Here is a 19,530-nt window from a genome sequence, read left to right on the forward strand (position 1 = left end):
GCGCAGCGGACGGGACTCGAACCCGCGACCCCCGGCGTGACAGGCCGGTATTCTAACCGACTGAACTACCGCTGCGCGTCGGTGCAGGCACTTTCAGCCTACGTTCTTGCTTACGCAAGTATCTCGGGAGTGGTGGGTGATGACGGGATCGAACCGCCGACATTCTGCTTGTAAGGCAGACGCTCTCCCAGCTGAGCTAATCACCCGTTTGCATCTCCGAGGCCGCGAAATTTACGCAGGTAGCGAACCTAAGTCAATAGCAGGATTGAAGTTTTTCTAAAAAAGACGAAATTGCTTCATTCCGTATAAATCATCTTCTTGGTCATGCCGCCATCGACCACGAATTCCTGCCCCGTCACAAACCCTGCATTCTTCGACAGCAACCACGCCACCATCGCCGCGACGTCCTCGACCGTCCCTACCCTGCCCGCTGGATGCTGGGCATGATCGGTATCGGTCAGCGGCTCCGCGCGACGGGCGGAAGGATCCCGCGCATCGATCCAGCCCGGACTGACCGCATTGACGCGAATCTCCGGCCCGAGGCTGATTGCCAGCGCGTGAGTCAACGCCAGCAAACCACCCTTGCTCGCCGCATAGGCTTCGGTATCCGGCTCCGACTGCGCCGCACGGGTCGAGGCCAGATTGACGATCGCCCCGTTGTGCGCACGCAGATACGGCGCGCAGTGCTTGGCCAGCAACATCGGCCCACCGAGGTTCACCGCCAGCACCCGATTCCAGTAAGCCAGGTCGAGGCTTTCCAGCGTGATGTTGTGCGGATCCGCCACGGCAGCGTTGCACACTAGTGCATCCAGGCGACCAAACTGCCCCAGCACCTCAGCGACACCCAACGCCACCTGGTTTTCGTCCGCGACGTCCATGGCGATGAACCAGGCGTTCTCGCCCAGCACCTTCGCTACTTTCGAACCCCGCGCGCGATCCAGATCCGTCAACACCACCTGCCAGCCTTCGCTGATCAGCCACGCAGCGATTCCCAGACCGATCCCGCGTGCGGCACCGGTGACCAATGCAACGCGGCCATGGGTGCCGATCTTTGGCGTAGACAACTCGATCACAACGCCGCCAGACCGCGCGACAGGTCGGCTTGCAGGTCAGCCACGTCTTCCAGACCAACCGCAATGCGGATCAGGCTGTCACGAATGCCGGCTGCCTCACGCTCCTGCGGCGCCAGACGGCCGTGAGACGTAGTGCTCGGGTGGGTGATGGTGGTTTTGCTGTCGCCCAGGTTGGCGGTGATCGAGATCAGACGGGTCGCATCGATAAAGCGCCAGGCGCCCTCTTTGCCGCCCTTCACCTCAAAGCTCACCACCGCGCCGAAGCCTTTCTGCTGACGCTGAGCCAGCTCGTGCTGCGGATGGCTCTTGAGGCCGGCGTAATGCACCTTCTCGATACCGTCCTGCTGCTCCAGCCACTCGGCCAGTTGCTGGGCGTTGGCGCAGTGCGCCTTCATCCGCAGGTTCAGGGTTTCCAGGCCTTTGAGGAAAATCCAAGCGTTGAACGGACTGAGGGTTGGCCCGGCGGTACGCAGGAAGCCAACGATTTCCTTCATCTGCTCGCTGCGACCAGCAACCACGCCGCCCATGCAACGGCCCTGGCCATCGATGAACTTGGTGGCCGAGTGCACAACGATGTCTGCGCCCAACTTCAGCGGCTGCTGCAAGGCAGGCGTGCAGAAGCAGTTGTCGACTACCAGCATCGCGCCCTTGGCGTGCGCGATTTCCGACAGCGCGGTGATATCCACCAGCTCAGCCAACGGATTGGACGGCGACTCGACGAACAGCAATTTGGTGTTGGACTTGATCGCTGCGTCCCAGGCCGACAGATCGGCCAGCGGTACGTAATCGACTTCCACGCCAAAACGCTTGAAGTACTTCTCGAACAGGCTGATGGTCGAACCGAACACGCTGCGCGACACCAGCACATGATCGCCAGCGCTGCACAGGCTCATCACCACCGCCATGATCGCGGCCATGCCGGTCGCCGTGGCCACCGCCTGCTCGGCGCTTTCCAGCGCGGCAATGCGCTCTTCGAACGCGCGAACGGTCGGGTTGGTGTAACGCGAGTAAACGTTGCCCGGCACTTCCCCGGCAAACCGCGCAGCCGCGTCAGCGGCGGTACGGAACACGTAGCTGGAAGTGAAGAACATCGGATCACCGTGCTCGCCTTCCGGCGTACGGTGCTGACCGGCACGTACGGCCAGGGTATCGAACGCTACGCCTTCGAGGTCGCTGTCCAGCCGACCGGCATCCCATTCCTGACTCATGCTGTCACTCCTTGCCCTGTTCTCGATAAATAAAAGTCTTTTGCCAGATACAAAACCGGCCCCTAAGGGCCGGTTGAAACTCAGTTGTTGTACAGATCGATGATCGCACTGACCGCCTGGGTCTTGACCTTCGAGGCATCGTTGCGTGCCTGTTCGATCTTGCTCAGATAAGCCTCGTCGACGTCACCGGTGACGTACTTGCCGTCAAACACTGCGCAATCGAAGTTTTCGATCTTGATCTTGCCGCCGCCAACCGCTTCGATCAAGTCAGGCAGGTCCTGATAGATCAGCCAGTCAGCACCGATCAGGTCAGCGACATCCTGGGTCGAACGATTGTGCGCGATCAGCTCGTGAGCGCTCGGCATGTCGATGCCGTACACGTTCGGGAAGCGCACAGCCGGAGCCGCCGAGCAGAAGTAGACGTTTTTCGCGCCGGCTTCGCGAGCCATCTGGATGATCTGCTTGCAGGTGGTGCCGCGAACGATCGAGTCGTCCACCAGCATCACGTTCTTGCCGCGGAATTCCAGCTCGATGGCGTTGAGCTTCTGGCGTACCGATTTCTTGCGCGCGGCCTGGCCGGGCATGATGAAGGTACGGCCGATGTAACGGTTCTTGACGAAGCCTTCGCGGAATTTCACGCCCAGATGGTTGGCCAGCTCCAGCGCCGCAGTGCGGCTGGTGTCCGGAATCGGGATGACCACGTCGATGTCGTGTTCTGGACGCTCGCGCAGGATCTTCTCCGCCAGCTTCTCACCCATGCGCAGACGGGCCTTGTAGACCGACACGCCATCGATGATCGAGTCCGGACGCGCCAGGTAGACGTGTTCGAAGATGCACGGGGTCAGGGACGGATTGGTCGCACACTGACGAGTGTGCAGCTTGCCGTCTTCAGTGATGTAAACCGCTTCGCCCGGTGCCAGGTCGCGGATCAGGGTGAAGCCGAGCACGTCGAGCGAAACGCTTTCGGAGGCGATCATGTACTCGACGCCTTCGTCGGTGTGACGCTGGCCGAACACGATCGGGCGGATGCCGTGCGGGTCACGGAAACCGACGATGCCGTAACCGGTCACCATCGCCACGACCGCGTAACCACCGACGCAACGGTTGTGCACGTCGGTCACGGCGGCAAACACGTCTTCTTCGGTTGGTTGCAGCTTGCCGCGCTGGGCCAGCTCGTGGGCGAACACGTTGAGCAACACTTCCGAGTCGGAACTGGTGTTGACGTGACGCAGATCGGATTCGTAGATCTCTTTGGCCAACTGTTCAACGTTGGTCAGGTTACCGTTGTGCGCCAGGGTGATGCCGTAAGGCGAGTTGACGTAGAACGGCTGAGCCTCGGCCGAGGTCGAGCTGCCGGCAGTCGGGTAACGGACGTGGCCGATACCCATGTGGCCGACCAGGCGCTGCATGTGACGCTGTTGAAACACGTCACGCACCAGGCCATTGTCCTTGCGCAAGAACAACCGGCCATCATGGCTGGTCACGATACCGGCAGCGTCCTGGCCGCGGTGCTGGAGCACGGTTAGCGCGTCATACAGCGCCTGATTGACGTTCGACTTACCGACGATACCGACGATGCCACACATGCGACGCAACCCCTACTTAATGGATCTGAACTGAACAACACTCACTGAGGCGTTTTGGCCGACGGCAAGAGTTGCTCCTTGAACGGAATATCAGCGGGTACGCTGATTCCGCTGGCAAGCCACTGACTGCTCCACCCGAGAATCAGGTTCTTGGACCAGTCTGCGACCAATAGAAACTTTGGCACGAGCTGTGATTCTTTCCACCACCCGTCCTGCTGTACCGGCCCCAGGCTCAACAGCCCGACCGCCACGACCACCAGCAACACGCCACGCGCAGCGCCGAAGGCCATGCCGAGGAATCGATCGGTCCCGGACAACCCGGTGACGCGAACCAACTCGCCGATAAGATAATTGATCATTGCGCCCACGATCAGTGTGGCGACAAACATGATGGCACAGCCCGTGATCACACGAGCCGACGGTGTTTGAATGTATCCGGCGAGGTATTCGGACAGTGAGCCACCGAACATCCAGGCAACGGCTCCTGCGATGATCCAGGTCACCAGCGACAATGCTTCTTTGACGAAGCCGCGGCTCAAACTGATCAAAGCGGAGATGGCGATGATTGCAACGATCGCCCAGTCAACCCAGGTAAATGGCACAGTGCAGCCTACAGACGGATAAGGCGGCGCATTTTAGCAGAGCGCAGGGCTGTCGGTAAGCTGCGAATGTCAGTGCATTTCAATCGGGGCGATAGATTTCAGCCACGCTCGGGCTGGAAGCGCACCACAAACCCCTTGAGGTTCTGCTGGCGGCTCAACAGATCGCGCAGACGATCAGCTTCGGCACGCTCGATCAGCGGACCGACGAACACCCGGTTCTTGCCATCGGCGGAACGGATGTAAGCGTTGTAGCCCTGGCTGCGCAGGGTTTTCTGCAGGCTTTCAGCGCTGGCACGACTCGACAGACTGGCCAGTTGCACCGACCAGCTCACCGACAGGCCATTGGCATCGACGCGGCTTTGAGTGGTATCCGGTTTCGCAGACAGCGCAGCGATCGGCTGGGCCGGGGCTGTGGTTGGCTTGACCACGGGAGCTGGAGCAGGCGCCGGTGCAACCGGTTTGGCTACCGGCGCCGGAGCCGGGGCTGGCGCGGCGGAAGCAATCGGTGCCGTTGGCGCCACCTGCTCGGCGACTTCGTCATCGCTCGGCACTGGCTCTTGCGGCAGAACCTGCGGCTCGGGCACGGCCACGGTTTCCATCTGGATCTGCGCCACAGCAGGCGCCTGCGGTGCGGCCGGCGCATCGACGGTCACCTGACGCTGCTCATCCTGACGGGAAAACAGCATCGGCAGAAAAATCACCGCCAGCGCCACCAGCACCAGGGCACCAACCATGCGCTGTTTGTACGCCTTATCCAGCAAAGCCATTTGCCGCTTCCTCCGTGGAGCGCCGAGACAGCCATTCGAGGGCCTCGGCGACACAATAAAATGATCCGAACAGCAAGATCTCGTCGTCGCTGGTGGCCACTGCACACTGCCCTTCCAGCGCAGCCGCCACACTGTCATAAGACGTGACCGATGCGCCAAGGTTCTGCAGTGCAACATTCAATTCAGCCACCGGACGCGCACGCGGCGAATCCAGCGGCGCCACCGCCCAATGCTGGACGCTGGCATTCAACTCACCAATGACGCCGTCCAGATCCTTGTCTGCCAACAGGCCGAACACCGCCAGACGCTTGCCGACCGGCGGACGCGCAGCCAGACGTCGCGCCAGATACTCCGCCGCATGCGGGTTATGGCCAACATCCAGCAGGAGGTTCAAGCGCTTGCCGTTCCATTCGAACGAGCGACGATCAAGACGACCGACTACGCGAGTCGCCTGCAACGCAGCAACAATCTGCCCGGCATCCCATGGCAAACCGAGCAGCAGATAAGCCTGCAACGCCAGCGCAGCGTTTTCCATCGGCAGATCGAGCAGCGGCAAATCGCGCAGCTCGACGACCTGACCGTCAGCATTGGTACCGCGCCACTGCCAGAATTGATCCGTGATACCCAGATCGAAATCGCGCCCGCGCAGGAAGAACGGGCAAGCGAGCTCGCGCGCCTTGTCCAGCAGGGGTTGTGGAGGATTCAGATCGCCGCACAGCGCAGGTTTGCCCTGACGGAAAATCCCGGCCTTCTCGAAGGCCACGGATTCGCGAGTGTTGCCCAGGTAGTCGGCGTGATCGACACCGATGCTGGTGACCAGCGCGATATCGGCATCGACCACGTTGACCGTATCCAGACGCCCGCCCAGCCCGACTTCCAGCACCACCGCGTCGAGCTTGGCCTGTTGAAACAGCCAGAACGCCGCCAGGGTGCCCATTTCGAAGTAAGTCAGGGAAGTGTCGCCGCGCCCCGCTTCGACCGCCGCGAAGGCTTCACACAGCTGCGCGTCAGTGGCTTCGACGCCATTGAGCTGCACCCGCTCGTTGTAACGCAGCAGGTGCGGAGAATTGTAGACACCGACGCTCAGGCCCTGCGCCCGCAGCAATGAAGCCACGAAAGCGCAGGTCGAACCCTTGCCGTTGGTGCCGGTGACCGTAATCACCCGAGGCGCCGGCTGGCCCAGTCCCATGCGGGACGCTACCTGTTGCGAACGCTCCAGCCCCATGTCGATGGCCGATGGATGCAACTGTTCAAGGTAGGCGAGCCACTCGCCAAGGGTGCGCTCGGTCATACGTTGGCAGGCACCGGCGGAACGACGATCGGCTCGATCGGCGCAGCAACGAAGGTCGGGGTCGGCTTGCCGGTCAGTTGCGCCAGCAGGTTGCCCAGACGCGGACGCAGTTCGCGACGGTCGATGATCAGGTCGATTGCACCGTGCTCCAGCAGGAACTCGCTGCGCTGGAAGCCTTCCGGCAGTTTTTCACGCACGGTCTGCTCGATCACGCGTGGACCGGCGAAGCCGATCAGCGCTTTAGGCTCGCCGACGATCACGTCGCCCAGCATTGCCAGACTGGCGGAAACGCCGCCGTAGACCGGGTCGGTCAGCACGGAGATGAACGGAATGCCTTCTTCACGCAGACGCGCCAGCACAGCCGAAGTCTTGGCCATCTGCATCAGCGAGATCAGGGCTTCCTGCATCCGCGCGCCGCCGGAGGCGGAGAAGCAGACCATCGGGCAACGGTTTTCCAGCGCGTAGTTGGCGGCGCGCACGAAGCGCTCACCGACGATGGCGCCCATGGAACCGCCCATGAAGCTGAATTCGAACGCCGAAACCACGACCGGCATGCCCAGCAGGGTGCCGCTCATGGAAACCAGTGCGTCTTTCTCGCCGGTCTGCTTCTGGGCAGCGACCAGACGGTCCTTGTACTTCTTGCCGTCGCGGAATTTCAGACGGTCAACCGGCTCCAGATCGGCGCCCAGTTCGGCACGGCCTTCGGCGTCCAGGAAGATGTCGATGCGCGCACGTGCGCCGATGCGCATGTGGTGGTTGCACTTAGGGCAAACGTCCAGGGTCTTTTCCAGCTCCGGACGATACAGCACAGCCTCGCAGGACGGGCATTTGTGCCACAGACCTTCAGGGACCGAGCTCTTCTTGACCTCGGAACGCATGATCGAAGGGATCAGCTTGTCTACCAACCAGTTGCTCATGCTTTCTTTCTCCAGTACCGGCGGCCCGAACGCTCTGGTTCGCGGCCCCGCGTATGCCCTTCAGCTAAATTCATGTGTGGCGATGATCGCCCGGGCTGCCGGGTCAGCGGAACTGACCTGCGTACACCCCGAAAAGACCCTCAGCCTCTTTTCTACAGAGCTGTGGACGGCGGCAGTCTGCCAGCCGTCACATCAGCGTACGGCGTTGATGAATGCACGAATCTTTGCGTGATCCTTGATGCCCTTGCTCGCCTCTACCCCGCCGCTGACATCCACGGCATACGGCCGCACCCGGGCGATCGCATCGGCGACGTTCTCCGGCGTCAGGCCGCCGGCCAGAATCAACGGTTTGCTCAAGCCCTGCGGAATCAATGACCAGTCGAACGCCTCGCCGGTTCCGCCGGGCACGCCTTCGACATAAGTGTCGAGCAGCACGCCGCTGGCGCTTGGGTAAGCATCGCAGGCAGCGGCAATGTCATCGCCCGCCTTGACCCGCAAGGCCTTGATGTACGGCCGGTGCCAGCCTTCACACTCGGCGGCGGTTTCGTCACCGTGGAACTGCAACAGATCCAGCGGCACGGCATCGAGGATTTCCCCGAGCTCGCAGCTGCTGGCATTGACGAACAGCCCGACCGTGGTCACGAACGGCGGCAAGGCGGCGATGATCGCCCGCGCCTGCTGCACGGTCACGGCCCGGGGACTTTTAGCGTAGAACACAAAACCGATGGCATCGGCCCCGGCCTCGACGGCTGCCAACGCATCTTCTATGCGGGTAATCCCGCAAATCTTGCTGCGAACGGCTGACATGTCGATAAAAACCCCAAGGCAAATCCGAGAAAGTCCCGGATGGTAACAAATGCGTTCGAGGGCGTCAGCCGTCAAGTTCCGAGAAACCCGTAAGGAAATGTGGCCCGATGAAACGCTCGGGCAACGGGAACTCGTCGTGGTACTCGACCTGCACCAGATACAGGCCGAACGGATGCGCCGTGACCCCGCCGGAACGCCGCTCGCGGCTCTCCAGCACTTCTTTCATCCACTCCACCGGCCGCTCGCCGGCACCGATGGTCATCAGCACACCAGCAATGTTGCGCACCATGTGGTGCAGGAACGCGTTGGCGCGGATATCCAGAACGATCATTTTGCCGTGACGGGTCACGCGCAGATGATGCATCTTCTTGATCGGCGACTTGGCCTGGCACTGGCCGGCACGGAAGGCACTGAAATCATGGGTACCGATCAGGTACTGCGCGGCCTCGGCCATGCGCTCGACGTCCAGCGGACGGTGATTCCAGGTGATTTCTTCGTTGAGATGCGCCGGGCGGATCTGATCGTTGTAGATCACGTAGCGGTAGCGCCGGGCAATCGCCTTGAATCGTGCATGGAAATGCGCCGGCATGATCTTCGCCCAACTGACGCTGATGTCGTGGGGCAGATTGATGTTGGCGCCCATGACCCAGGCTTTCAGCGAACGGTCGACCTGGGTATCGAAATGCACCACTTGCCCGCAGGCATGCACACCGGCATCGGTGCGCCCGGCACATTGCAGCGAGATCGGCGAGTCGGCGACCTTCGACAGGGCTTTTTCCAGGGTTTCCTGCACGGTGAGCACACCGGTGGACTGGCGCTGCCAGCCGCTGTAGCGCGAGCCCTTGTATTCAACGCCCAGCGCGACGCGGAAAAAGCCTTCGGGCGCCATTTCGGCGGCCGGGTTATCTATGTTTGCCAAGTCGGTACAGCCTGCTGATCTACAAAGGCGGGCATTATAAGGCGGCGGGACGGGGAAACCAGACCCAAACAAAAACGGCAGCCTCATGGGCTGCCGTTTTGTTTATCTCTCAATGCCGACTCAGGCCAGATGCGAAAGCATTTCGCTCGCTTCGCTCTTCTGCTTGTCGTTCCCCTCGCTGATGACTTCATTGAGGATGTCGCGCGCGCCGTCATTGTCGCCCATGTCGATGTAGGCCTGAGCCAGATCGAGCTTGGTCGCGGCTTCGTCGGTGCCGGACAGGAAGTCGAAGTCATCCTCGCCCAGATCATCACCCAGCGCGGCATCGGCCTCGGTGAAGCTTGGCTCGTTGATGCTGCTCGACAGACGATCCAGCTCGGCGTTGACGTCGTCCAGTTCGGCGGCGAACGCATCCGGCTCGGCAGGCGCCGCGTCCATTTCGTCGGCCAGGGACAGGTCGAAATCGGCTGGCAGCTCCAAATCGTCCTGCGGCACGTCGGCCACGGTTGGGGTGTCGACCAGCGGCAGATCCTTCACGCCTTCGTCCAGATCCAGCAGGAAATCATCGTCTGCCAGCTCGACCGGCGCAGGCGCAGGATCGGCACCGAGGTCCAGATCCAGATCGAAGTCCGACAGGTCGTCGAGGTTTTCCTTGATGTCGGTCTGCTGTTGCAGCACGGACTCGAAGCTCAGGTCGTCATCAGTCGGGAACGCGTCCAGCTCGACCGGCGCTTCCGGCTCGACAGCCGCCACAGGCTCAACCGGCGTGATGTTGTCGAGATCGTCGAGGCTCAGGTCGAAAGCGCTGTCCAGTTCGTCATCAGCCGCAGCAGGCGCTTCAGGCTCGTCGAGCAACAGCTCCTTGACGTAATCCTCGTCCAGCTCGGCGGCAAGGGCCGCTGCCGCCAAGCCGCCGGCAGCGACGACCGCCATGGCCGGGAAGCGGCTTTTCAGCTCTTCGACCTTGGCGAAGTTGTCGCCATTGGCAACCAGTTGGCGCTCCTGACCGACGAAGGCATCGCGATCACCCTGACGACCGTAGACTTCCATCAGCTTCAGACGCAGATCGCTGCGCTGCGGCTCCAGGCTCACGCCCTCCTCCAGCAACGCGGCGGCTTGATTCAGACGACCGCCGTCGATGTGCGACTGCGCCTTGTCCAGCACGTCGTCGGAACGCTCGGCGGCCGGCGCCACCAACGGCGCGGCGATCGGCTCGGCCATCACCACTGGCGCAACTACAGCAGCAGCGGCGGCAGGCGCCGGAGCTGGAGCTGGAGCTGGAGCCGGGGTCAGCTTGACGCTGGCGGCTGGCACCTCCAGACCTTCGAAGCTGCTTTCCGGCAGATCGAGGTCCTGAGAGAAGGATTGCTCCTCCAGCGCGCGGGCCATGCGCAGGTGTTTTTCAGCTTCCTGTTGCGCCTTGCGGCGGCGGGCCAGCAGCAACAGCAGGAGCAGCAGAACCACTGCACCGCCACCGACCAGACCCAGCAGGATCGGATTGGTCAGCAGTTCGTTGAAGGTTTTCTCGTCATCGGCAGCCGGTTTGGTTTCAACCACAGGCTCGACAACCGGCTCGACCGGTGCCGGAGCAGCAGCCTCAGGCGCAGGTGCGGTCGGTGCCGCCTCTGCCGGAGTAGCCGGCGGCGTGGCAGCCAGTTCCGCGGTGATCGCCGGCACCACTGGCGCAGTGGCGGAGGTCGCGGGAGCAGCGCCCGAACCTTCGGCCTGCATTTTCGCCAGTTGATTGTTTTTCAGCTCGATCAGGCGTTGCAGCTTGTCCAGCTGGCTTTGCAGATCGGACATGCGGCTTTTCAGTTCTTCGTTGTCACGACGGGTGGTGTCGAGACTTTCCTGGGTCACCGCCAGTTTGTTGCTCAGGGCCTTGGCATCGCCGGCCGGGCCCTTGCCACGCGCCTTGGCGCTTTCGGCGGACACCAGGCTCAGGTTGTCCTTGGCGTTTTGCGCAGCACCGGTATTGGCGCGACCACGATTGGTCGCATCGAGCTGCTGCTGACCGGTGCCCGGCTTGGCCACATAACGACGGCCCTGACGCCAGGCTTCGTTCTGCGCGGCCACTTCGGCAATCGCTTTGGATTGCGGCAGCGCGGTGCTTTGCACCTGATCCGGCAGACGCAGCACCTGACCGGTTTTCAGGCGGTTGATGTTGCCGCCGATGAATGCGTCCGGGTTCAGGGCCTGGATCGCCAGCATGGTCTGCTGCACCGAACCGCCGGTGCGCGCCTTGGCGGCGATTTCCCACAGGGTGTCGCGCGGCGTGGTGGTGTGGGTCGAATGCGTGGCGCCGGTGGTCGGCGCGGTGATGGTTTGCGCTGGCGCAGGCTGGGCGGCGGCATCAGCGGTCTGCGGCGAGAACTTCGACGGATCCAGCAGCACGCTGTAGTCACGCAGCAGACGGCCGTTCGGCCACATCACCTGCACGAGGAATTTCACCATCGGTTCCGACAGCGGCTTGCTCGACGTTACGCGCAGCACGCTTTTGCCGCTGGCGTTGAGCACCGGGGTGAAGGTCAGATCATTGAGGAAGGCCTGGCGATCGACGCCGGCCTTGGCGAAATCTTCCGGCGAGGCCAGGCTCGGCACCACTTCGGCAGCGGTCAGATCCTTGACATCGAGCAGCTCGATTTCCGCCACCAGCGGCTGGTTCAGGGTCGACTTCAGGGTCAGCTCCCCGAGCCCGAGGGCATGCGCCATACCGGAGGACAGCGCCGAGGCGGCCGCTATTGCTAACACCAGTTTGCGAACTTGAACCATAGCCTCTTCCTTTGTTTGAACGTTCCTCGGCCAGCGAGAAGATGTTGATTGTCGCTGCCGTAAGGCATTGCGCGCGACGACGACAGCATGCCGCGCGCGATCATTTCTTTGATGCCCCGGAAAGTCCCGGAGGGTGACACGTCATCGAGTGCTCCGGCCAAGCATAGCGCTCGCCTAGAATCAGTCGACAAATTGTTGCCAAGTATCTTTTACAGCAGGTCTTTTATCAACAACTCGGCGACCTGCACGGCGTTGAGGGCCGCACCTTTGCGTACGTTATCTGACGTCAGCCACAGATTAAGTTCCGACGGTTCGTCGACACCGGCACGCACCCGCCCGACGTAGACCACGTCCTGCCCGACCGCGTCACCGACGGCAGTCGGATAATCGCCCGCCTCTACCAGCTCGATGCCCTCGGCCTCTTCAAGCGCGGCGTTGACCTTTTCCAGGTCGACCGCGCTCGCTGACTGCAAGGTCACGCTAAAGCTATCGCCAAAAAACACCGGGGCTTGAACGCAAGTTGCGGAAATCTTTAATAAAGGCTTGGCCAGCACCTGACGCAGCTCGCGCACCAGACGTTTTTCCAGCAGCGTATGGCCTTGCGCGTCGGGCGTACCGACCTGAGCCAGCAGGTTGAAAGCCATCTGCCGGTCGAAGAAAGTCGGCTCCAGCGGACGCATGTTCAGCAGCTCGGCGGTCTGGCGCGCCAGCTCGGTCACGGCTTCGCGGCCCTGGGCGGAAACCGCCAGATTGGCGGTGACATGCACATATTGCAGCTCGATCAGATCGAGCAGCGGCGCCAGCACCACGGCCAATGTGGTGGCCGACGGGCTCGGGCTGCTGACCTGGAACGGTACTTTCAAACCGGCCAGCACCTCGGCATTGGCTTCCGGCACCACTTGCGGCGCCTGATCCGCCGGCAAAGCGCCGGACAAATCAACCAGCGAGCAACCTGCCGCATGCGCGCGGGCGGCGTAACTCAAAGTGATGGCAGGGCCGGCGGCAAAGAACGCCAGCTTGACCTTGCTGAAGTCGAACTCGTCGACTTCACGCACGCGCACGTTCTTGTTGCGAAACAGCACCGAGCTGCCGGCGGATTCGCTGCTGGCCAACAGGTGCAAGGTGCCGACCGGAAAGTCGCGCTCTTCGAGAATCTGCACGAGGGTTTCGCCGACAGTACCGGTGGCGCCGATCACGGCAATATCAAGGGTCTGGGTCATGTTGCTACCTCTGGCGAAACGGGGGGAGCGGCACTTTACCGGGTGACCGCCACGCAGGCAAAAAAAACCCGCGCCTCTTGCAAGGCACGGGTTCTTTCATTACATCAAGCGATCAACGCTCAAGCAGGATCCGCAGCATGCGACGCAGCGGTTCGGCCGCGCCCCACAGCAGTTGGTCGCCGACGGTGAAGGCACCGACGAACTGCGAACCCATGTTCAGCTTGCGCAGACGACCGACCGGTACGTTCAGCGTGCCGGTGACTTTCGTCGGGCTCAGCTCCTGCATGCTGATTTCGCGCTGGTTCGGCACCAGTTTGACCCAAGGGTTGTGCTGGCTGATCAGCCCTTCGATGTCGGCGATCGGCACATCCTTGTTCAGCTTGATGGTCAGCGCCTGGCTGTGGCAACGCATGGCGCCGATGCGCACGCAGATGCCGTCGACCGGGATCGGGCTCTTGAAGCGACCGAGGATCTTGTTGGTCTCGGCCTGAGCCTTCCACTCTTCACGGCTCTGGCCGTTCGGCAGTTCCTTGTCGATCCACGGGATCAGGCTGCCGGCCAGCGGTACGCCGAAGTTTTCGGTCGGGTACGCGTCGCTGCGCATGGCTTCGGCCACACGACGGTCGATGTCAAGGATCGCGCTGGCAGGATCGGCCAGTTGATCGGCGACAGCGGCGTGGGTCGCGCCCATCTGCTTGATCAGTTCACGCATGTTCTGCGCGCCGGCACCGGAAGCCGCCTGATAGGTCATGGCGCTCATCCACTCGACCAGACCAGCCTCGAACAGACCGCCCAGGCCCATCAGCATCAGGCTGACGGTGCAGTTGCCGCCGATGTAGTTCTTGGTGCCCGCGTCGAGCTGCTGGTCGATGACCTTGCGGTTGACCGGATCGAGGATGATGACCGCGTCATCGTTCATCCGCAGGCTCGAGGCCGCGTCGATCCAGTAACCCTGCCAGCCGGCTTCGCGCAGCTTCGGGAACACTTCGCTGGTGTAGTCGCCGCCCTGGCAGGTCAGGATCACGTCGAGGGTCTTCAGCTCTTCAATGCTGTAAGCGTCCTTGAGCGGAGCAATGTCCTTGCCCACGGACGGGCCTTGGCCACCGACATTGGAAGTGGTGAAAAACACCGGCTCGATAAGATCGAAATCCTGCTCTTCCAGCATCCGCTGCATGAGCACGGAACCGACCATGCCGCGCCAACCGATCAGACCTACACGTTTCATCGCAACTACACCTTCTTGAAAAGTGGGCCGCTGCTTTGTATTGAATTTCGCAGCGGGCCCGAGAGATTACAGATTCCGCAGCGCGGCGACTACTGCGTCACCCATTTCCTGCGTACCGACTTTAGTGCAACCGGTCGAAAAGATATCGCCGGTGCGCAGACCTTGATCCAGCACCACGCTGACCGCTTTCTCGATGGCATCGGCCGCTTCGTGCAGATTGAAGCTGTAACGCAGCATCATCGACACCGACAGAATGGTCGCCAGCGGGTTGGCGATGCCTTTGCCGGCGATGTCCGGCGCCGAACCGTGGCAAGGCTCGTACATGCCCTTGTTGTTGGCATCCAGCGAGGCCGACGGCAGCATGCCGATGGAGCCGGTGAGCATCGACGCTTCGTCGGACAGGATGTCGCCGAACATGTTGTCGGTGACGATCACGTCGAACTGCTTCGGTGCGCGCACCAGTTGCATGGCGGCGTTGTCGACGTACATGTGGCTCAACTCGACGTCCGGGTAATCCTTGGCAACCTGCTCGACCACTTCACGCCACAGTTGGCTGGACGCCAGCACGTTGGCCTTGTCCACCGAGCACAGCTTCTTGCCGCGCACGCGGGCCATGTCGAAACCGACTCGGGCGATGCGGCGGATTTCGCTTTCGCTGTACGGCAGCGTGTCGTAGGACTGGCGCTCGCCGTTTTCCAGAGTACGGGTGCCGCGCGGCGCGCCGAAGTAGATGCCGCCGGTCAGCTCACGGACGATCAGGATGTCCAGGCCGGCAACGATTTCCGGCTTCAGGCTAGAAGCATCGGCCAGTTGCGGGTACAGGATCGCCGGACGCAGGTTGCCGAACAGGCCCAGTTGCGCACGGATTTTCAGCAGGCCGCGCTCAGGGCGGATGTCACGCTCGATGGTGTCCCATTTCGGGCCGCCGACGGCGCCCAGCAGCACAGCGTCGGCTGCACGGGCACGCTCGAGGGTTTCGTCGGCCAGCGGCACGCCGTGCTTGTCGATGGCGGCGCCACCGATCACGTCATGGCTCAGCTCGAAGCCCAGGCTGTACTTGTCGTTGGCCAGCTCCAGCACCTTGACCGCTTCGGCCATGATTTCCGGACCAATACCGTCGCCTGGGAGAATCAGAATCTGCTTGCTCATGCTTTCCTCGTGTCTTCAGTCGGTGCGCCATCGACTGGCGCGCCCGGAAAAATACTTATCGTTTCAGGATTACTTTTCAGCCCAGAGCACCAGTACATCTGTACTGAACGAACCATCGGCCTCAATCTCAAAATATTCGCGCACTTCGTTGCCCATCGACTGCTGCAACTGGCGGATCGCGGCGCGCATCACTTCGGGTGTGCGCATGCGCTCGACCCAGCTGTTGTACTCCAGACGCAGGCGCTGACGCGTGGTGCTGCGGGTGTGCAGACCGGCTTCGCTGACCTGGCGCAACCACTCACCGGCCGAATAATCGCGCACATGGCTGGTGTCGCGCAGCACTTCAACGCTCTGCAAATAGGTGTCGAACAGCGGACTGCCCGGCGACAGCACATCGATGAACGCCGCCACGCCGCCCGGTTTCAGCACCCGACGCACTTCGCGCAAGGCCACGCCGAGGTCGCTCCAATGGTGCGCTGAATAACGGCTGAACACGAAGTCGAACTCGCCATCGGCAAACGGCAGACGCTCGGCGGCACCGTTGACCGTGGACACGTTGCTCAAGCCGCGATCAACGGCAGCGGCGGCGACCACGTCGAGCATCTGCTGCGACAGGTCGTACGCCACCACTTCTTTCACCAACGGGGCGACGTGAAAACTCACGTGCCCGGCGCCGCAACCCAGATCCAGCACCCGCGCCTCGCCCTGCCCCGCCAGTTCAGCCTGCAGCAGCGCAAATTCAGTGCCTTGAGCGTGAACGGCGCTGCTCAGGTAGGCGGCGGCCTGTTCACCGAATTGCTTTTGTACAACCTGACTGTGGGCGGTGCTGGTCATGGGTACGTCCTTTTCCGGGTTTCAACCTTTCAGATTCACGCGTCGCGGAACAACCACGGCTGGCTCGCGCGATGCTTGGCTTCGAACGCGGCAATCGCATCGCCGTCCTGCAGGGTCAGGCCGATGTCGTCCAGGCCGTTGAGCAGGCAGTGTTTGCGGAAAGCGTCGATCTCGAAGCGATAGACCTTGCCGCTCGGGCTGGTCACGGTCTGCTCGTGCAGATCGATCTGCAACTGATAGCCCGGCGCGGCCTCGACCTGTTTGAACAGCTCGTCAACTTCGGCATCGCTCAAGATGATCGGCAGCAAGCCGTTCTTGAAGCTGTTGTTGAAGAAGATGTCGGCGTAGCTCGGCGCGATGATGCTGCGGAAACCGTATTCTTCCAGCGCCCACGGCGCGTGTTCACGGCTGGAACCGCAACCGAAGTTCTCGCGGGCCAGCAACACGCTGGCGCCTTGATAACGCTCGGCGTTGAGCACGAATTCCTTGTTCAGCGGACGCTTGGAGTTGTCCTGATACGGCTGACCCACATCGAGGTAACGCCACTCGTCGAACAGGTTCGGGCCGAAACCGGTGCGCTTGATCGATTTCAGAAACTGCTTCGGAATGATCTGGTCGGTGTCGACGTTGGCACGATCCAGAGGCGCGACGAGACCAGTGTGCTGGGTAAAAGCTTTCATGCTGCGCTCCTTTAGATCAATTCACGAACGTCGATGAAACGACCGTTCACCGCCGCCGCAGCGGCCATGGCCGGGCTGACAAGGTGGGTACGGCCACCGGCGCCCTGACGGCCTTCGAAGTTACGGTTGGACGTCGAGGCGCAATGCTCGCCGGACTCCAAACGGTCCGGGTTCATCGCCAGACACATCGAGCAACCCGGCTCGCGCCATTCGAAACCGGCTTCGAGGAAGATCTTGTCCAGACCTTCAGCCTCGGCTTGCGCCTTCACCAGACCCGAGCCCGGCACCACGATGGCCTGCTTGATGGTCGACGCAACCTTGCGGCCCTTGGCGATCACCGCCGCAGCACGCAAGTCTTCAATACGCGAGTTGGTGCAGGAACCGATGAATACGCGGTCGAGCTGAATGTCGGTGATCGCCTGATTGGCGGTCAAACCCATGTATTTCAAGGCGCGGACGATCGAGTCGCGCTTGACCAGATCCATCTCTTTAGCCGGGTCCGGCACGTTCTGATCAACGGCCAAGACCATTTCCGGCGAGGTGCCCCAGCTGACCTGCGGCTTGATCTGCGCAGCGTCGAGCTCGACCACGGTGTCGAAATGCGCGTCGGCGTCGGACACCAGGTCTTTCCAGGACTCGACAGCCAGATCCCACTCGGCGCCTTTCGGTGCGAAAGGACGACCGTTGACGTAATCCACAGTTTTCTGGTCCGCCGCCACCAGACCCACACGGGCGCCGGCTTCGATGGACATGTTGCAGATGGTCATGCGGCCTTCGATCGACAGGTCGCGAATCGCGCTGCCGGCGAATTCGATGGCATGGCCGTTACCGCCGGCAGTGCCGATCTTGCCGATCACCGCGAGGACGATGTCCTTGGCGGTCACGCCGAACGGCAACTGGCCTTCGACGCGCACCAGCATGTTCTTCATTTTCTTGGCGACCAGGCACTGGGTGGCGAGCACGTGCTCGACCTCGGAAGTGCCGATACCGTGAGCCAGGGCGCCGAACGCGCCGTGGGTCGAGGTGTGCGAGTCGCCGCAAACCACGGTCATGCCCGGCAAGGTCGCGCCCTGCTCCGGGCTGATCACGTGAACGATGCCCTGACGCACGTCGTTCATCTTGAATTCGACGATGCCGTATTCATCGCAGTTGTCGTCGAGGGTCTGAACCTGCAAGCGCGAGACCTGGTCGGCAATGGCTTCGATGCCGCCCTTGCGCTCCGGGGTGGTCGGTACGTTGTGGTCCGGGGTGGCGATGTTGGCATCGATGCGCCACGGCTTGCGCCCGGCCAGACGCAGGCCTTCGAAGGCTTGCGGCGAGGTCACTTCGTGAATGATGTGACGATCGATATAGATCAGCGCCGAGCCATCGTCGCGCTGCTTGACCAAATGCGAATCCCAGAGCTTGTCGTAGAGCGTTTTGCCGGCCATCAGACGGTTCCTCATCAGCTTGTTTCTATGCCCTGGGCTTATCAATAACCCTTTGGCTTGTGAGGCCGATCCTATGGGGTTAGATTAAATAACTCAAATTCATATTTTTTATGCTTTGGATAACCAACTGGAATACGAACATGGACCTGGCCAACCTCAATGCTTTTATCGCGATTGCCGAGACCGGAAGCTTCTCCGGCGCCGGCGAACGGCTGCACCTGACGCAACCGGCGATCAGCAAACGTATCGCCGGGCTGGAGCAGCAATTGAATGTGCGGCTGTTCGACCGGCTCGGTCGTGAAGTGGGCCTGACCGAGGCCGGCCGGGCCCTGCTGCCTCGGGCTTATCAGATTCTCAACGTGCTGGATGACACGCGCCGCGCCCTGACCAACCTGACCGGCGAAGTCACGGGCCGCCTGACCCTGGCCACCAGTCACCACATCGGCCTGCACCGTTTGCCGCCCTTATTAAGGGAATACACCCGACGCTACCCACAGGTGGCGCTGGATATTCAGTTCCTCGATTCGGAAGTGGCCTACGAGGAAATCCTCCACGGCCGCGCAGAGCTGGCGGTCATCACCCTGGCACCGGAGCCGCATACGCTGGTCAAGGCCACGCCGGTCTGGGATGACCCGCTGGATTTCGTGGTCGCCCCGGAACACACATTGATCAGCAACGGTGCTGTCACATTGGCGGACATTGCCGGCCATCCGGCGGTTTTCCCCGGCGGCAACACCTTTACTCACCATATTGTCCAGCGTCTGTTCGAGGCTCAGGGCCTGACGCCGAACATCGCCATGAGCACCAACTACCTGGAAACCATCAAGATGATGGTGTCGATCGGCCTGGCCTGGAGCGTTTTGCCGCGCACGATGCTCGATGAACAGGTGGCGCGCATACCTTTACCGGGCATACAGCTCAGTCGCCAGCTAGGCTATATCCTGCACACTGAAAGGACGCTGTCGAATGCTGCACGGGCGTTTATGGCCCTGCTTGACGCTCAAATCGATCTGCCAGGGACTCTCGGCTAACTTGTGCTACTCCTATAGA

General features: G+C 61.8%; 17 protein-coding genes and 2 tRNA genes. 1 reads left to right on the plus strand and 18 read right to left on the minus strand.

What is annotated here, in order from left to right:
* Position 1 precedes the first annotated feature (1 nt).
* The 18 genes from AC1RT4_RS21700 to leuC all read right to left on the minus strand — a co-directional run bounded on the left by AC1RT4_RS21700 (position 2) and on the right by leuC (position 18,480).
* Positions 2–75, minus strand: a tRNA-Asp gene (locus AC1RT4_RS21700).
* 55 nt (positions 76–130) lie between these two features.
* Positions 131–206, minus strand: a tRNA-Val gene (locus AC1RT4_RS21705).
* Positions 207–296: 90 nt separating this feature from the next.
* The gene (locus AC1RT4_RS21710) at positions 297–1,073 is read right to left on the minus strand and encodes an SDR family oxidoreductase (protein ID WP_493087767.1); all 777 of its coding nucleotides are present in this window, start codon (positions 1,071–1,073) and stop codon (positions 297–299) included.
* Complete coding sequence (locus AC1RT4_RS21715; protein ID WP_064594841.1) at positions 1,070–2,281, minus strand: O-succinylhomoserine sulfhydrylase; 1,212 nt, start codon at positions 2,279–2,281, stop codon at positions 1,070–1,072. Before AC1RT4_RS21715 ends, AC1RT4_RS21710 begins: the two co-directional genes overlap by 4 nt.
* Before the next feature lie 80 nt (positions 2,282–2,361).
* Entirely contained in the window at positions 2,362–3,867 is a 1,506-nt protein-coding gene (purF, locus tag AC1RT4_RS21720) for an amidophosphoribosyltransferase (protein WP_493087769.1), read from the minus strand.
* 41 nt (positions 3,868–3,908) lie between these two features.
* A complete protein-coding gene (locus AC1RT4_RS21725) occupies positions 3,909–4,469 on the minus strand; it encodes a CvpA family protein (protein WP_007956464.1) in 561 nt (186 codons plus the stop codon).
* A gap of 98 nt (positions 4,470–4,567) precedes the next feature.
* Positions 4,568–5,236: an SPOR domain-containing protein gene (locus tag AC1RT4_RS21730; protein WP_459796958.1), complete on the minus strand. Its 669-nt coding sequence runs from the start codon at positions 5,234–5,236 to the stop codon at positions 4,568–4,570.
* A complete protein-coding gene (gene folC, locus AC1RT4_RS21735; RefSeq protein WP_493087771.1) occupies positions 5,220–6,527 on the minus strand; it encodes a bifunctional tetrahydrofolate synthase/dihydrofolate synthase in 1,308 nt (435 codons plus the stop codon). The genes AC1RT4_RS21730 and folC overlap by 17 nt, the downstream gene beginning before the upstream one ends.
* A complete protein-coding gene (accD, locus tag AC1RT4_RS21740) occupies positions 6,524–7,444 on the minus strand; it encodes an acetyl-CoA carboxylase, carboxyltransferase subunit beta (RefSeq protein WP_007956457.1) in 921 nt (306 codons plus the stop codon). The genes folC and accD overlap by 4 nt, the downstream gene beginning before the upstream one ends.
* 192 nt (positions 7,445–7,636) lie before the next feature.
* Positions 7,637–8,251 carry a phosphoribosylanthranilate isomerase gene (locus AC1RT4_RS21745; RefSeq protein ID WP_493087773.1) on the minus strand — a complete coding sequence of 205 codons (615 nt, stop codon included), beginning with the start codon at positions 8,249–8,251 and terminating at the stop codon, positions 7,637–7,639.
* A 64-nt stretch (positions 8,252–8,315) separates the two neighbouring features.
* On the minus strand, positions 8,316–9,140 hold the full coding sequence (gene truA / locus AC1RT4_RS21750; protein ID WP_192564970.1) for a tRNA pseudouridine(38-40) synthase TruA: 825 nt from the start codon (positions 9,138–9,140) through the stop codon (positions 8,316–8,318).
* A gap of 150 nt (positions 9,141–9,290) precedes the next feature.
* On the minus strand, positions 9,291–11,942 hold the full coding sequence (locus AC1RT4_RS21755) for a motility hub landmark protein FimV (RefSeq protein ID WP_493087775.1): 2,652 nt from the start codon (positions 11,940–11,942) through the stop codon (positions 9,291–9,293).
* Positions 11,943–12,151: 209 nt separating this feature from the next.
* The gene (locus AC1RT4_RS21760) at positions 12,152–13,162 is read right to left on the minus strand and encodes an aspartate-semialdehyde dehydrogenase (protein ID WP_493087777.1); all 1,011 of its coding nucleotides are present in this window, start codon (positions 13,160–13,162) and stop codon (positions 12,152–12,154) included.
* Positions 13,163–13,274: 112 nt separating this feature from the next.
* Entirely contained in the window at positions 13,275–14,387 is a 1,113-nt protein-coding gene (gene asd, locus AC1RT4_RS21765) for an aspartate-semialdehyde dehydrogenase (RefSeq protein ID WP_007956451.1), read from the minus strand.
* Between the two features lie 66 nt (positions 14,388–14,453).
* Positions 14,454–15,536: a 3-isopropylmalate dehydrogenase gene (gene leuB, locus AC1RT4_RS21770; protein WP_007956449.1), complete on the minus strand. Its 1,083-nt coding sequence runs from the start codon at positions 15,534–15,536 to the stop codon at positions 14,454–14,456.
* A 69-nt stretch (positions 15,537–15,605) separates the two neighbouring features.
* Positions 15,606–16,370 (minus strand): class I SAM-dependent methyltransferase, encoded by a 765-nt coding sequence (locus tag AC1RT4_RS21775; RefSeq protein ID WP_007956447.1) that lies wholly within the window; start codon positions 16,368–16,370, stop codon positions 15,606–15,608.
* A 35-nt stretch (positions 16,371–16,405) separates the two neighbouring features.
* The gene (gene leuD / locus AC1RT4_RS21780; protein WP_134826071.1) at positions 16,406–17,050 is read right to left on the minus strand and encodes a 3-isopropylmalate dehydratase small subunit; all 645 of its coding nucleotides are present in this window, start codon (positions 17,048–17,050) and stop codon (positions 16,406–16,408) included.
* Positions 17,051–17,061: 11 nt separating this feature from the next.
* Entirely contained in the window at positions 17,062–18,480 is a 1,419-nt protein-coding gene (leuC, locus tag AC1RT4_RS21785; protein ID WP_007956445.1) for a 3-isopropylmalate dehydratase large subunit, read from the minus strand.
* 140 nt (positions 18,481–18,620) lie between these two features.
* Here leuC and AC1RT4_RS21790 point away from each other — a divergent pair, with 140 nt between their 5' ends.
* Positions 18,621–19,511 (plus strand): LysR family transcriptional regulator, encoded by an 891-nt coding sequence (locus AC1RT4_RS21790; RefSeq protein WP_493087781.1) that lies wholly within the window; start codon positions 18,621–18,623, stop codon positions 19,509–19,511.
* Positions 19,512–19,530 lie beyond the last annotated feature (19 nt).

The sequence above is a fragment of the Pseudomonas sp. GW821-FHT11D10 genome (genome assembly GCF_058808435.1).

Coding starts and splice junctions, on each gene's coding strand:
- AC1RT4_RS21715 (WP_064594841.1), bottom strand. CDS start 2,281: ATGAGTCAGGAATGGGATGCCGGTCGGCTGGACAGCGACCTCGAAGGC.
- purF (WP_493087769.1), bottom strand. CDS start 3,867: ATGTGTGGCATCGTCGGTATCGTCGGTAAGTCGAACGTCAATCAGGCG.
- AC1RT4_RS21730 (WP_459796958.1), bottom strand. CDS start 5,236: ATGGCTTTGCTGGATAAGGCGTACAAACAGCGCATGGTTGGTGCCCTG.
- folC (WP_493087771.1), bottom strand. CDS start 6,527: ATGACCGAGCGCACCCTTGGCGAGTGGCTCGCCTACCTTGAACAGTTG.
- accD (WP_007956457.1), bottom strand. CDS start 7,444: ATGAGCAACTGGTTGGTAGACAAGCTGATCCCTTCGATCATGCGTTCC.
- AC1RT4_RS21745 (WP_493087773.1), bottom strand. CDS start 8,251: ATGTCAGCCGTTCGCAGCAAGATTTGCGGGATTACCCGCATAGAAGAT.
- truA (WP_192564970.1), bottom strand. CDS start 9,140: ATGGCGCCCGAAGGCTTTTTCCGCGTCGCGCTGGGCGTTGAATACAAG.
- AC1RT4_RS21755 (WP_493087775.1), bottom strand. CDS start 11,942: ATGGTTCAAGTTCGCAAACTGGTGTTAGCAATAGCGGCCGCCTCGGCG.
- AC1RT4_RS21760 (WP_493087777.1), bottom strand. CDS start 13,162: ATGACCCAGACCCTTGATATTGCCGTGATCGGCGCCACCGGTACTGTC.
- asd (WP_007956451.1), bottom strand. CDS start 14,387: ATGAAACGTGTAGGTCTGATCGGTTGGCGCGGCATGGTCGGTTCCGTG.
- leuB (WP_007956449.1), bottom strand. CDS start 15,536: ATGAGCAAGCAGATTCTGATTCTCCCAGGCGACGGTATTGGTCCGGAA.
- AC1RT4_RS21775 (WP_007956447.1), bottom strand. CDS start 16,370: ATGACCAGCACCGCCCACAGTCAGGTTGTACAAAAGCAATTCGGTGAA.
- leuD (WP_134826071.1), bottom strand. CDS start 17,050: ATGAAAGCTTTTACCCAGCACACTGGTCTCGTCGCGCCTCTGGATCGT.
- leuC (WP_007956445.1), bottom strand. CDS start 18,480: ATGGCCGGCAAAACGCTCTACGACAAGCTCTGGGATTCGCATTTGGTC.
- AC1RT4_RS21790 (WP_493087781.1), top strand. CDS start 18,621: ATGGACCTGGCCAACCTCAATGCTTTTATCGCGATTGCCGAGACCGGA.